Below are 13,150 nucleotides of genomic sequence, written 5' to 3' on the forward strand. Positions count from 1 at the left end.
GCGCCGCGGCTGTCCAGTGTTCCGGTCGAGTCGATCGCGACCACCAACGCGAATCCGCCGGCCCGCGCGGCCGTCACGCCCGCTTCAGTGGATGCGACGACAGCGCACCGGCCAGGCCGCACCGCCAGCCGATTGGCCGACTCGATGAACGCAGCGGCATCGGCCCTGGCGACACGGACGCCGGCGTCGCGCAGTCGCGCTGTGACCGCAGCGTCGGGCTGGTCGCCGAAGTCGAACAGCACCGCGTCCAGGCGGCGCGGGTCGATGATGACCGACATTGCCCGCCCCGCCTTCCCGGCCCGTCGTCGCGGTGCCGGTAGTCAGGTTAGTCGGTGACCGTCAGACCGATTTCCTGTCGAACAGCAGAAGCGAATCCTGGGTGAGCATGTCAAGGCGTGCGACGGCGATCTTGATGCCGTCGGCCAATTGGTCGATGTCGGATCCGGCGTCGTAGTCCGCGGTGATACCGAATACTAGGTCGTCGGCGTAGCTCAGGATCGCGACACCGGTGCGCAGCTGCAACGCGATCGGTGGAATCGGCAGCAGGCGGGCAACCTTGCGACCCATCATCTCCAGCCGCAGGTGTGGACCGGGGACATTGGTAGCCAGTGTCATGATGCCGCGCTGCGGCAGCCGGGTGAGCAATCGAATCAGCCACGAGGACAACATGAACGGGACATAACCGCTCGCCGATACCGCCATGTTGCCCGCCTGTCGCTGACCGCCCTGCTTGGTCCGGGTCAGCCGGCTGTGTACGGTGAGCAGCTGCTGGATCGGATCGCCCTCTTCGACGGGCAGGTAGGGCAGCATGATCGAAAGGCGATTGCCGGGCTTGTCGAGCGCATCGGACGAACGCACCGACACCGGCACCAGTGTGCGCAGCGAGTCCGGCCGCGGTTGCTCGCCGCGGCGAAGCAACACGGAGCGGAAGCCCTCGGTGATCGCCGCCAGCGCGACGTCGTTGACGGTCACGTCGAACTTCCGGCAGACCTGCTCGACGTCGGCGAGCGGAACTCGCACGGCGCGGTAACGGCGCATCGCCGTGACCGGACCGACCAGCGACGAACCGGCTGTCGGCCGCAGCAGACTCGTGGCGATGTCGACCGTGCCGCCAACCGTCTTCGCGGCGGCATCGGTGATGCCGGTCGCAGTTCGCCACAGACCGCTCAGCGGGTTGTTGCGCGGCGTCTGATCGGGCACCGGCTTCAGGTGTGGGCGTCGGGCGGTCCGCTTCGCGACGGGCCGGGCGAACGCGTCGCCCTCGATGTCGTCGCACAGTCGGCTGAGGATGCGGGTGGCCGATATTCCGTCGGCCATGCAGTGGTGAATCTTCATCAGCATCGCCCATCGATTGCCTTTCAGGCCTTCGATGACCCAGCATTCCCAGAGCGGGCGATCCCGGTCCAGGCGGCGCTCGAGCACGTCGGCGACAACTCCGAACAGTTCGGCGTCATCGCCCGGCCGCGGCACCGCGACGCGTCGTACGTGGCGATTGAGATCGAACCCCGGATCGTCGACCCACTGCGGCGCGCCGATGTCGAAGGGCTGGGTGCGGAGCATCTGCGTGCAGCGCGGAATGGTCTTAATACGCTCTGCTAGAACATCTTTGAATTTTTCAAAGTCGGGCGCCGACCCCTCGATGACTGCGATTCCGCCGATTGCCAGACTGACGTTACGGTCCGAATCCTCGGCCATGAGGAAACCCGCGTCGAGCGTATTGAGTTGCTCCACCAACCATCACCGCCGTTTCGTTTCTTGGATTGTGTTCGAGTATTGGCTGTGACCAGTGGTCAGAGGTGGCGGCGACATTAAATCATGTAAACAACTGGAGTCGATTGTGTGGCAACGTGGTTGGTCCCGACCCGACACGGGTACAAAAGGGCGGCTGTCTGAGAATCTCTGAGCAATTTCTCACGCCGCGCCAAGAGTGTTCCGGCGCAAAACCTTTCAGAAAATGTGCGTATCTGCGTTATGGATGCTGACGGTGTTATGGGTTGGTCGTCGGGCCGGAGAACCAGCGGCCACGCTCGAGGTTGTGACCCACGCGGGTCATCACGCGTGGGAATACTCGCGGCAGCACAGGGGCGGCCAGTTTGAAGGGAAGTCGCGCGTTGCCACCGATGGCAGCGTGCAACAGAGTGCCGCCGTGGCCGTCAGGCTCAAAGCGGTATTGCTCAACCCAGGCGCGAAACGCCGGTGCGGTTGCGGAATCGACACGGAACGCAAGACGAGCGCCTTCATCCCAAACGAGTACCGATTCGTCAACCTTGATGCCGATGAACCGCTTGGTGTAGCGCGAGCCAACGCCGTGCGGCGCCGGTGTATGGAAACGGCCAGTTTTGTCGAAGCCAGGGAAGAACTCCGCCCAGTTCGCCGGGTCATGCGCAAACGCGGCGAAGACCTCGCTCGGCGGTCGATCCACTTTGACCGAGGCGGAAAGGCGGATTGGAGCGGTGTCGAGGTAATCCAGATCGACGGCTTCGCAAGCGAACATGCGAATTCTCCTTGCTTGCGTAGGGCAAGGCGGCACCCGCTATTCCGACGGGAATTTCCGCCAACTGACAAACGCAATCACGATCCCGATCAGCGCCGTGATCGGCCCAGCGATGGACCAGGTCGTGGTGTTACTCATCTGGCTACCTTGAAGCACTCCGAATCCTTGGAGCGCCCAGATCAGACCGAACAGTGCGAGGATCAACCCGAATACGAATGTAGCGATGAGAGTCCTTCTCATACAGGGATCTTACGTGCGATTTGGTCAGCTCTTTCGGAAAAGCGGACCGCAAGACGGCCGTTACGCGAAGAAGACTTCAAGCCGACTTGTGAGTCGGCTATATACCGCAAAGCAAAGCACCCCCAAGGATCTTGGGGGTGCCTTAGAGTGCGCCGTACATGAATGAGTCGTCGACCTCGCAACGCGCCGCATTGGGGCGCTACTCCCCATCGACCCAAGCGGGGGCCCGGCAAAAGGTTCAGGAGGTGGTGGTCCATGTCAAAGATCGCCGATGCGTTGCCTGACAACGCCGACCACGACGCTGTCTCACTCGTCTCGATTCCGCTAGGCGAACGTCGACGCGACTGGTTTTTCGTCGTAATGTTCGCGATCTTCGCATCGACATCGTTTCTGACAGACCCCGTTACCCTGCTTGGTCGTCCGGACCCAAACTCGCGATGGTTCATGTCGCGCTTCGTCTACCACTCCGGGACCGATTCACTGATTTTGGTAGATCCGCGCTTCGTTCAGGTCACCGTCGGCACATCAGCGGTGCTGTTCGGCGTCTTCTATGTGGTACTGATCTATGCGTTTGTGCGAGGGCGAGAGTGGATTCGGCTCCCAGCCGTCTTTTACGCGGGGATGGTCGTCATGGGGACAGGCGTGTACCTGGCCGTCGGACTCTTAGGCGACGCGCCGCTCTTTCACCTGGCGTGCGGGCCGGATTCGGCCTACGACTACAAGTTCGTCAGCGCCGCAAAGTCTCTCGCCTACAACCTGCCCTACCCTTTGGTGGCCCTGCTCTTAGTGGCGCGAATGTGGCGAGTACATCCATTCGCGCGAAGGCGAGCGTGCTAGTGAGCTCGTCATATAATCATGTCGCGCCAGCCCGAAGACGTGTTGACCAAATGATGTCGCCGACTGGCTCGGCTTAGACTTCCGCAATGTTCACCGAGACGCGCTATGCGCAAAACGGCGATCTTCGGGTCGCTTACCGTGCGTCCGCTGAAGGTGAACGAGATATCGTGTTCGTCCCGAACTGGTTTACGAATTGCGAGGTGTTTCCCGAGCTGCCGTCCATTCAAGGCTGGGTGGAGGCGATGACATCGCTGGGACGGCTGATCGTCTTCGACCAGCCGGGCAACGGAGCGTCCGACCCGGTCACACCTGGCGCGCTGCCGACCTTGGAGCAATGGGCCGACAGCATCACCGCGGTGCTCGACGATCTCGGGAGTCGGGAAGCGGTCGTCCTTGTGAGCAGCGGCACGGTCGCGACGGGAGCGCTGTTCGCGGCAACACATCCGTCCCGCACAATCGCGCTGGTTGTGCTCGAGGGCTACACCGGGCAAGCAGTGCCCGAGGAAATCCCGGCTACCTTCATCGCGGCGTGGGGCACGGGGGAGATGGAGCGTGTGTCCAACCCGGATATGCCTTGGAACGCGGAGATTCGGGGAGCATGGGCTCGACACGAACGCCTGGCGGCGAGCCCAGCGACCTTCGGCCTCTTGTTCCGTCTCGTCCTCCAATTGGACGTGCGGGCGATTCTTACGACAATCCGCGTGCCAACCCTCGTCGTTCACCACACCGACGACGCGTTGGTCCTGCCCGAGTATGGCAAGGACGTCGCCGATCACATACCGAGTGCGAAATATGTTGAGCTGCCGGGGCGGAATACTTACCACTTCGTTGAGCCATGGCGCGAGTCTTTCCAACAGATCGCCGAATTCCTCACCGGCCAGCAGGCTGAGGTGGCCGATGATCGGGTGCTTGCCACAGTGCTGTTCACCGACATTGTGGACTCGACACGGCGGGCCGCCGAGATGGGCGATCGTGACTGGCGTGCCTTGCTCGACGCACACGACGCCGTAGTCCGCGTACAACTCAACCGCTTTCGTGGCCGCGAAGTGAACACGTCGGGAGACAGCTTTCTCGCGATGTTCGACGGCCCGCAGCGAGCGATCCGCTGCGCCATGGCAATTCGCGACGCGGTGCAGTCTCTGGGCATCGCGGTGCGCGCCGGGCTGCACACTGGCGAGTGCGAGGTCCGCGGCGACAACATTGGCGGCATCGGCGTACATATCGGAGCGCGAGTGAGCGCACTGGCAGCAGCCAACGACGTGCTGGTGTCGAGCACGCTCCGCGACCTCGTGATCGGGTCAGGGATCGAGTTCGAGGAGCGTGGCACTCACGAGCTCAAAGGCGTCCCCGGCGAATGGCGCCTTTTCGCGGTCGCCTCGCCGTAGCTCTGGCTTTCGATCAACGCCGCATCAGAACGTTCTAGAGGATGGGACGCGGTTAGAGCTTCTTCAGTCCACGGATGATTTTGCTGAACGGTTGCAGCGACAGCATCCCTTTGCGAAGGCTCCGCTGTAAGGGCCCGCCGTTGGTCAGCACCATGTAACGGACGCCGCAGTCGCGCCACTGCGCGGCCCGCTCGAGGACCTCTTCGGGTGTCCCTGTCAGCGTTGTCTCCCGCAGGAGGGCCGGCGGAATCTGAGCCACATGGGACAACGCCGTTTGCTCGTCCATGTTGAACGGCAGCAGATCCTGCGCCCCCGAGAACCCGGCCCCCAACGGGTGCTGAGCACCATGACGTCGGTAATCGTCATCGGAAGCCGACAGCCCCCAGAACTTGACGATCTCGGAGTCGAGCGCTTCATCGACGTCGTCGCGGCTTCGACCGGTGATCACCGGCAACCACACAGCGGGAATGATGGACATCGGGTCCCGCCCGGCGTCGGAGGCGGCGGCCCGCACAACTTCCAGCCGTTGCGCGTAGTCCTCGGGCCGGTGCGGGAAGCCCGGGAAATAGCCATCGCCGTAGCGGCCTGCGGCACGCAGCATGCGCGGCCCGTGGGCCGCGATCCAAATCTCGGGCCACTTACCGCGATAGGGCGGCAGATCAAATAGCGCGTTTCGCAGCGGGAAATAGGGGGAGTCGCGGTTGACGAGTTCTCCTCCCGAATTCCAGAGCGCGCGGATGGTGGCCATCGCCTCCTCAAACCGTGCAACCGGTTTGGACCAATCCACCCCATAGGGCTCATTGCCTTCGCGTTCACCCGTGCCGATGCCCAGAATTGCCCGGCCGCGGGTGAGGAGGTGCAGCGTCGCCGCGGCCTGCGCAGTGACGGCCGGGTTGCGTCGACCGGTGTCGGTCACGCTTGTACCGAGATGCATGCGACCCATTCGATTACGCGCGGCGAGGTGCCCGAGCATTGTCCACGGCTCCATGTACGCATCGAGGGTTGGTACAAGCTTGGTTGCACCGCAATATTGCTGCTTCCACAACGAGCGCGGGAACAGTCCGTTGAGGTGGTCAGGAAGCCACAACGAGTCGACGCGGTTGGTCAACGCATTCAGGTAAGTGGCTCGGGTCAAACTCTCAGGCGTCGGGCGGGAGACGAGACTGAAGTCCATGATTCCCACACGGAATCGGGCCATCGGCTGTCCTTCCCGCTGTGATCCTGGCGTTTCAGTATTTCCTCGGCCGATCGGGGTCGGTTAAGTAGCCGGCTACTCAATTTCTGGACGGCTATGCACCGGTCCTGCCGTGGCGAGACACTCGAATGTCGAACATACATTCGATAGACTGAGTCGGTGGGTTGGAGCAATGGGCCGCCGGGCTGGTCGGAGATGGAGCGGGTGCTCTCCGGTAAACCGCGCCGTTCCGGCACGCCAACCGTGTGGACCCCGGCCGATGAGGCACCCTGGTCGCGCAAGCGGATGGCATACCAGCCCCCGGACGACGGCCGGCCGATGCGTTCGTCGGTCGCGTATGCCGAGTTGCACGCGCATTCGGCGTACAGCTTTCTCGATGGAGCCAGCGCGCCGGAAGAACTGGTCGAGGAGGCGGTCCGGCTCGGCCTGCGGGCCATCGCGCTGACCGATCACAACGGCCTCTACGGGGCGGTGCGGTTCGCCGAAGCGGCGGTGGAGTTGGACATGCGTACGGTGTTCGGCGCCGAATTGTCGTTGGGATCCGGCGCCAGGACCGACGATCCCGATCCGGCGGGTCCGCATCTGCTGGTGTTGGCGCGCGGGCCGGAAGGCTATCGCCGTTTGTCGCGGCAGTTGGCCGCGGCGCATCTGGCCGGCGGCGAGAAAGGCAAGCTGCGCTTCGACTTCGATGCGCTCACCGACGCGGCGGGCGGGCACTGGCACATCTTGACCGGTTGCCGCAAAGGCCACGTCCGCTCCGCGCTGGCCACCGGTGGACCGGAGGCAGCCTCGGCGGCGTTGGCCGATCTGGTGGACCGGTTCGGTTCTAACCGGGTGAGCATCGAGCTGACCCATCACGGCTGCCCGGGTGACGACGAAGTCAACGCCGAATTAGCCATACTCGCAAAACGATTCGGTCTCGGCAGCGTTGCGACCACCGGTGCGCATTTCGCCGGACCGTCGCGGCGCCGGCTGGCGATGGCCATGGGCGCGATACGGGCCAGGAAGTCGCTGGACGAGGCCGCCGGCTGGCTGGCCCCGCTGGGCGGTTCGCATCTTCGCTCCGGTGAGGAGATGGCACGGCTATTCGCCCAACGTCCCGACGCGGTGACCGCCGCGGCCGAACTCGGCGAGCAGTGCGCATTCGGTCTGGCGCTCATCGCCCCGAAGCTGCCGCCGTTCGACGTTCCGCCCGGGCATACCGAAGACAGCTGGTTGCGCGAGCTGGCGATGGCGGGAGCTCAGCGTCGCTACGGCCCGCGGGCCCATGCGCGCCAGGCGTATGCCCAGATCGAGCGTGAGCTGGAAATCATTGCCCAACTCCAGTTTCCAGGTTACTTCTTGGTGGTCTACGACATCACCCGGTTCTGTCGGGAGAACAACATCCTGTGTCAGGGGAGGGGATCGGCGGCCAATTCGGCGGTCTGTTATGCCCTTGGCGTCACCGCGGTCGATCCGGTGGCCAATGAGCTGTTGTTCGAGCGGTTCCTGTCGCCGGTCCGCGACGGCCCACCCGATATCGACATCGACATCGAGTCGGATCAGCGCGAAAAGGCCATCCAGTACGTCTACAACAAATACGGCCGCGACTATGCGGCTCAGGTCGCCAACGTGATCACCTACCGCTCCCGGATCGCGGTGCGCGACATGGCTCGTGCCCTGGGTTTCTCGCAGGGGCAGCAGGACGCGTGGAGCAAGCAGATCAGCCACTGGAGTGGACGCCCGTCGGACATAGAAGACATTCCCGAGCAGGTGATCGAGTTGGCCGAACAGATCCAGAACCTGCCTCGGCACATGGGCATCCATTCCGGCGGCATGGTGATCTGCGATCGGCCGATCGCCGACGTCTGCCCGGTCGAGTGGGCACGCATGGAGAACCGCAGCGTGTTGCAGTGGGACAAAGACGATTGCGCGGCAATCGGTTTGGTGAAATTCGACCTGCTCGGGCTGGGTATGCTTTCGGCGCTGCACTACGCCATCGACCTGGTCGCCGAGCACAAAGGCATCGAGGTCGACCTGGCCACGCTGGACCTGTCCGAACCGGCGGTGTACGAGATGTTGCAGCGTGCAGATTCCGTCGGGGTGTTCCAGGTTGAATCGCGCGCGCAGATGGCCACCCTGCCGCGGCTGAAGCCGAGGGTGTTCTACGACCTGGTGGTCGAGGTCGCTTTGATCCGCCCCGGGCCGATCCAGGGTGGCTCGGTGCACCCGTACATCCGGCGACGCAACGGCCTCGACCCAGTCGTCTACGACCATCCGTCGATGGAGTCGGCGCTGCGGAAGACGTTGGGAGTACCACTGTTTCAGGAACAGCTGATGCAGCTCGCGGTGGACTGTGCCGGCTTTTCCGGCGCTGAGGCCGATCAGTTGCGGCGTGCCATGGGTTCCAAGCGGTCGACCGAACGCATGCAACGGCTACGCAGCCGGTTCTTCGACGGTATGCGGCGAATGCATGGCGCCGACGACGAGGTGATCGACCGGATCTACGAAAAGCTGGAGGCGTTCGCCAATTTCGGTTTCCCGGAAAGCCATTCGCTGAGCTTCGCGTCACTGGTCTTCTACTCGTCGTGGTTCAAGCTGCATCACCCCGCGGCGTTCTGCGCGGCACTGCTGCGTGCACAGCCGATGGGCTTCTACTCGCCGCAGTCGCTGGTGGCCGACGCCCGCAGACATGGTGTGACGGTGCACGGTCCGTGTGTGGCCGCCAGCCTGGTGCATGCCACTTTGGAGAACTCCGGAACCGAAGTGCGACTGGGGCTGGGCAGCGTCCGTCATATCGGAGAGGACCTTGGTGAAAAGCTGGTCGAGGAGCGAAAAGCGAATGGCCCCTTCAGTTCTCTGCTGGATTTGACGACTCGGGTCCAGCTGTCGGTGCCGCAGACCGAAGCGCTGGCCACCGCAGGCGCGCTGCGCTGCTTCGGGATGTCGCGGCGCGAGGCGCTGTGGGCGGCCGGCGCAGCCGCCACCCAACGGCCGGAACGCCTACCCGGGGTGGGCTCGTCGTCGCATATCCCGTCCCTTCCCGGAATGAGCGAGGTGGAGTTGGCCGCGGCCGACGTGTGGGCCACCGGCATCTCACCGGACAGCTACCCCACCCAGTTCCTGCGGTCGGATCTCGACGAGATGGGGGTGGTGCCCGCCGCTGAGTTGTTGTCGGTGCCCGATGGCGACCGGGTGCTGGTCGCCGGCGCGGTCACCCACCGGCAGCGACCGGGAACGGCTCAAGGGGTGACGTTCATCAACCTCGAGGACGAGACCGGAATGGTCAACGTGCTGTGCACACCGGGGGTGTGGGCGCGGCACCGCAAGCTGGCGCAGACGGCACCGGCACTGCTGGTCCGCGGTCAGGTCCAAAATGCCAGTGGCGCAATCACCATCATGGCTGAGCGGTTCGCCAAGCTCACCCTGAAGATCGGCTCGAGGTCTCGCGACTTCCGGTGAGTGTCCGCATCTATGCGCCCGGCGTCGTCCAGACCTTGGTCGGGGTGATCGCCAACCGGGTGCTGAACGCATCCATCGAGATCCCCTCGGCCGACTCCAATTCCTTGGCCAGTTCGCCGTACTTCGCCCAGTAGGGTGCGTCGTCCTGGCAATTAACGTCGGTTGCGTCGATCGCCGCGGTGCCGCCGATGGCAATGACGCCGCCGCCGTTACCGTCTGAGTCCAGGTTCAGGCTCACATCAGGATGCGCCTTGATATGGGCGACCTTGGCGGCCTGTGGCATGGAGTACACCGTGAGCCTGGTGCCGTCGAAAAAGAACCAGACCAACCGGGGTACCGGTTGGCCTGACTTGGCGACGGTGGTCAACCACCCAAAGTTGTCCGACTTGAGCCTGCTGACAACCTCTTGCGTGAATTCGATGCTCATAGCTGCGAATGTAACCTCCAGGGATGCCCCTGAATTTGTCTGTCGACGAACTCCTCACCACCACCCGTTCGGTCCGCAAACGTCTCGACTTCGACAAGCCGGTATCGCACGAGGTCCTGATGGAATGCCTCGATCTCGCGCTGCAAGCGCCCACCGGCTCCAATTCGCAAGGCTGGCAATGGGTTTTCGTCGAGGACGCGGAGAAGAAGAAGGCGATCGGCGAGATTTACCTTGCCAACGCCCGGGGCTACCTGAGCTCCCCGTCGCCGGAATACGGCGAGGGGGACACCCGAGGTGAGCGGATGGGCGCAGTCCGCGATTCCGCGTCATATCTGGCCGAGCACATTCACGAAGCGCCGGTGCTGTTGATCCCGTGCATCGAAGGCCGCGAAGACAAGCAGCCGATGGGCGGGGCGGGTTTCTGGGCGTCACTGCACCCGGCGATCTGGAGCTTCTGTCTGGCGCTGCGCTCCCGGGGATTGGGCACCTGCTGGACGACGCTGCACCTGATCCGCGGCGGTGAGGAAAAGGTGGCCGAGCTACTGGGCATTCCCTACCAGAAGTACAGCCAGGCCGGCCTGTTCCCGATCGCCTACACCAAGGGCACCGATTTCAAGCCGGCCAAGCGGCTACCGGCCGAGGAACTCACGCACTGGGACAGCTGGTAGGTCTCTCGCACCCGGGTAGTTCAGACGGCACCGGGGAAGCCCTGTTGCCGCCATGCCTCGTACACCGCGACCGCGGCGGCGTTGGCCAAATTCAGCGAACGTCGTCCGTCCAGCATCGGTATGCGTACCCGCTGGGTGATGTGCGGGTCGGCCAGCGTCGCGGAGTCCAGGCCGGTGGGCTCTGGGCCGAACATCAGCACGTCGCCGGCCTCGTAGCCGACGTCGGTGTAGAGATGCGTCGCGTGTGCGGTGAAGGCGAACACCCGCTGCGGCGCGAGCACCTTCCAGGCGTCGTCCAGCGATGCGTGGACGGTGACGGAGGCGAGGTCGTGGTAGTCAAGCCCCGCCCGGCGCAGCTTGGGTTCGGCCAGGTCGAAGCCCAGCGGTTCGACGAGGTGTAGTTCTGCTCCGGTGGCCGCTGCGGTGCGGATTGCATTGCCCGTATTGGGTGCGATCCGCGGTGAGTAAAACAGCAGCTTGAACACAACACACCGTAACCGGAAATGGGGCGATTGCCCGATGCGCGCGATGCCGCGCGCGAGCAAAATCTCAGGTTTATGAACCGACTAATCGCAGGATGCGCTGCGGCGGTGACGGTAGGCGCCGGGCTCGGGTTCGCCGGCCTGGGACTGGCCGCAGGAATCGCTCAGGCCAACCCGCCGGGCTGCAGTCAGTATTCGGCCTGCTGGTGCCCAGGGCAGAAAATGCCCGGAAATGTAGTGGGAGATTGGGACACCGGCGGCTGCCACGACTTTCACTGGGCCAGCGAGGACTTCCCGCCCGGCCCACACATGCAGGTGGAGCAGGGACCGAAGCCGCGTGACCCCAGTTGCCCACCCTGGGCGACGATCTTCAGCGGCCCGGCTCAGTGCGGCGGCCTTTGAGCACTTTTATCTGGCCGAGCTGCTGAGAAATCCAAGCGCGAGAAGTTTGCTCGGCTATCGTCGGCGGCGCTTGGCACCGGTCGCTGGACTCTGTCTGTTCAGTAAGAATTGTGGTCTCTGCAGCCGCAGCCTGGCATACTCGTCGAATTGCCAGGCGTATATCGCTTGCCCGTCGCTCGGGGTGAGCGCAATTAGCAGGAAGTCTCATGAACGACGCGCTAAGACTGCGATTCAGCGGAGCGGACGCTAACACCGCGCTGATCCAGTGACTATCTTTGCCCGCGCCGCGCGGGCCATCTCACCGGCCAAAACTCCCATCGCGGACAACCAAAGTGCGGAGTCCGGATCGACCAAACGGCCGCCGACATGGTCGCTGCGCAATTGGCCGGTCCGCTGGAAAGTCGTGGCAATTGTCGCCCTGCCTTTGGCACTGGCAATGGTTTTCGGGGGATTGCGTATCGCGGGCGCGGTAAGTGACGCACATCGCCTTCGGTTGGCTGCCGATCGCACCGAGATGGTTCCGGCGATAACTAAATACATGTCGGCGCTCGATGTGGCATTGCTGGCGAGTTCGACCGGCGGTGACGCCGACGGCGCCAAGAAGAACTATGACGCCCGCAAGCATGAGCTGGAAGCCCGGCTCGCCGGCACCAAGGTCGCGCCCGACGTGGACACCGCGGTCACTGCCCTGCTGGACAATGGCCAATCGCTGCTGGACAACATCGCATCGAACACCATCCCTTTGCGGGTGCGAGTGACGACGTATGCCCCCATCCTGCTGACCGCGGAGAACGCGATCGACGGTTCGGTGCGCGTCGACAACGAGAAGATCCGCGCTACCGCGCAGGGACTCAGCCGGGCCGTCGGAGCCCGCGGCCAGATGATGATGCAGCAACTGCTGATCACCCGCGGTGCCGACTTGCCGGAGCCCGAGCTGCGCACGTCGATGACCACGCTGGCCGGTACCGAGCCGTCGACGTTGTTCGGGATGGCGGAAGTGCTCGGCATCGGCTCGCAAGAGGCCAAGACGCTGCAGCAACAGATGGTCACCCGGATGGGGTTGATGTCGAATCCGGCCATTGTGCTCGTCAACAACGCGGACCTGCTGCACTCGATACAGACCACCGACGGTATCGCCGCGCAGATCATCAAGGACACCACCGCACAGGTGACCAAGGCCGTCGAAGCTCAGGCCCAGAACCGGCGCAATGCCGCGATCCGCGACGCCGTTGTGGTGGTGACGGCCATCGTCGCCGCGCTCCTGGTCGTGCTGCTGGTCGCGCGCTCGCTGATCCGCCCGCTGCGGGTGCTGCGCGACAGCGCCCTGAAGGTCGCCCACGAGGATCTCGAGCGCGAGATCACCCGGGTTCGGGCCGGTGACGAATCGCCGCCCGAGCCGCTGCCCGTTCACACCACCGAAGAAGTTGGCCAGGTCGCGCATGCGGTCGACGAATTGCATACGCAGGCGTTGCTTCTGGCCGGCGACGAAGCCCGGCTGCGGCTGCTGGTCAACGACATGTTCGAAACCATGTCGCGGCGCAACCGGTCACTTGTCGACCAGCAGCTTTCGCTGATCGAC

The 13,150-nt window shown here is 63.9% G+C and carries 12 protein-coding genes and 1 pseudogene; 6 read left to right on the top strand and 7 right to left on the bottom strand.

Going from position 1 to position 13,150, the window contains the following annotated elements:
* The 4 genes and pseudogenes from VN856_RS11920 to VN856_RS11935 all read right to left on the bottom strand — a co-directional run.
* A pseudogene (locus VN856_RS11920) lies at positions 1–278 on the bottom strand (trehalose phosphatase); the annotation flags it as partial.
* Positions 279–339: 61 nt separating this feature from the next.
* Complete coding sequence (locus VN856_RS11925) at positions 340–1,731, bottom strand: wax ester/triacylglycerol synthase family O-acyltransferase (RefSeq protein WP_325689214.1); 1,392 nt, start codon at positions 1,729–1,731, stop codon at positions 340–342.
* Between the two features lie 256 nt (positions 1,732–1,987).
* Positions 1,988–2,494 (bottom strand): SRPBCC family protein, encoded by a 507-nt coding sequence (locus VN856_RS11930; protein ID WP_325689216.1) that lies wholly within the window; start codon positions 2,492–2,494, stop codon positions 1,988–1,990.
* A gap of 39 nt (positions 2,495–2,533) precedes the next feature.
* Positions 2,534–2,734 carry a hypothetical protein gene (locus VN856_RS11935; protein ID WP_325689218.1) on the bottom strand — a complete coding sequence of 67 codons (201 nt, stop codon included), beginning with the start codon at positions 2,732–2,734 and terminating at the stop codon, positions 2,534–2,536.
* A 255-nt stretch (positions 2,735–2,989) separates the two neighbouring features.
* On the opposite strand from VN856_RS11935, the gene VN856_RS11940 reads away from it, so the two are divergent.
* Positions 2,990–3,571 (top strand): hypothetical protein, encoded by a 582-nt coding sequence (locus VN856_RS11940; protein ID WP_325689220.1) that lies wholly within the window; start codon positions 2,990–2,992, stop codon positions 3,569–3,571.
* An 86-nt stretch (positions 3,572–3,657) separates the two neighbouring features.
* Positions 3,658–4,956, top strand: coding sequence for an adenylate/guanylate cyclase domain-containing protein (locus tag VN856_RS11945; RefSeq protein WP_325689222.1), 1,299 nt, complete (start codon positions 3,658–3,660; stop codon positions 4,954–4,956).
* A 52-nt stretch (positions 4,957–5,008) separates the two neighbouring features.
* Here VN856_RS11945 and VN856_RS11950 read toward each other — a convergent pair whose 3' ends face one another.
* Positions 5,009–6,154, bottom strand: a complete 1,146-nt coding sequence (locus tag VN856_RS11950) for an LLM class flavin-dependent oxidoreductase (RefSeq protein WP_325689224.1) — start codon at positions 6,152–6,154, stop codon at positions 5,009–5,011.
* Positions 6,155–6,310: 156 nt separating this feature from the next.
* Between VN856_RS11950 and VN856_RS11955 the strand changes: the two genes are divergently transcribed.
* A complete protein-coding gene (locus VN856_RS11955; RefSeq protein WP_325689226.1) occupies positions 6,311–9,592 on the top strand; it encodes an error-prone DNA polymerase in 3,282 nt (1,093 codons plus the stop codon).
* A 10-nt stretch (positions 9,593–9,602) separates the two neighbouring features.
* On the opposite strand, the gene VN856_RS11960 is transcribed toward VN856_RS11955, so the two are convergent.
* On the bottom strand, positions 9,603–10,019 hold the full coding sequence (locus VN856_RS11960) for a TIGR03667 family PPOX class F420-dependent oxidoreductase (protein ID WP_325689228.1): 417 nt from the start codon (positions 10,017–10,019) through the stop codon (positions 9,603–9,605).
* A 23-nt stretch (positions 10,020–10,042) separates the two neighbouring features.
* On the opposite strand from VN856_RS11960, the gene VN856_RS11965 reads away from it, so the two are divergent.
* Entirely contained in the window at positions 10,043–10,687 is a 645-nt protein-coding gene (locus VN856_RS11965; protein ID WP_325689230.1) for a nitroreductase family protein, read from the top strand.
* A gap of 20 nt (positions 10,688–10,707) precedes the next feature.
* On the opposite strand, the gene VN856_RS11970 is transcribed toward VN856_RS11965, so the two are convergent.
* Positions 10,708–11,172 carry a tRNA (cytidine(34)-2'-O)-methyltransferase gene (locus VN856_RS11970; protein ID WP_325689232.1) on the bottom strand — a complete coding sequence of 155 codons (465 nt, stop codon included), beginning with the start codon at positions 11,170–11,172 and terminating at the stop codon, positions 10,708–10,710.
* Positions 11,173–11,277: 105 nt separating this feature from the next.
* On the opposite strand from VN856_RS11970, the gene VN856_RS11975 reads away from it, so the two are divergent.
* Both VN856_RS11975 and VN856_RS11980 read left to right on the top strand, forming a co-directional pair.
* Positions 11,278–11,571 carry a hypothetical protein gene (locus VN856_RS11975; protein ID WP_325689234.1) on the top strand — a complete coding sequence of 98 codons (294 nt, stop codon included), beginning with the start codon at positions 11,278–11,280 and terminating at the stop codon, positions 11,569–11,571.
* A 265-nt stretch (positions 11,572–11,836) separates the two neighbouring features.
* On the top strand, positions 11,837–13,150 hold a 1,314-nt coding region (locus VN856_RS11980), incomplete at its 3' end, for a HAMP domain-containing protein (RefSeq protein WP_414686936.1).

The sequence above is a fragment of the Mycobacterium sp. genome (assembly GCF_035603715.1).
In the GTDB taxonomy this organism is placed as follows: Bacteria; Actinomycetota; Actinomycetes; order Mycobacteriales; family Mycobacteriaceae; genus Mycobacterium.

Excerpts from the sequence above, each read along its gene's own strand:
- VN856_RS11930 (WP_325689216.1), bottom strand. The coding sequence starts at position 2,494 with ATGTTCGCTTGCGAAGCCGTCGATCTGGATTACCTCGACACCGCTCCA.
- VN856_RS11935 (WP_325689218.1), bottom strand. The coding sequence starts at position 2,734 with ATGAGAAGGACTCTCATCGCTACATTCGTATTCGGGTTGATCCTCGCA.
- VN856_RS11940 (WP_325689220.1), top strand. The coding sequence starts at position 2,990 with ATGTCAAAGATCGCCGATGCGTTGCCTGACAACGCCGACCACGACGCT.
- VN856_RS11945 (WP_325689222.1), top strand. The coding sequence starts at position 3,658 with ATGTTCACCGAGACGCGCTATGCGCAAAACGGCGATCTTCGGGTCGCT.
- VN856_RS11950 (WP_325689224.1), bottom strand. The coding sequence starts at position 6,154 with ATGGCCCGATTCCGTGTGGGAATCATGGACTTCAGTCTCGTCTCCCGC.
- VN856_RS11960 (WP_325689228.1), bottom strand. The coding sequence starts at position 10,019 with ATGAGCATCGAATTCACGCAAGAGGTTGTCAGCAGGCTCAAGTCGGAC.
- VN856_RS11965 (WP_325689230.1), top strand. The coding sequence starts at position 10,043 with ATGCCCCTGAATTTGTCTGTCGACGAACTCCTCACCACCACCCGTTCG.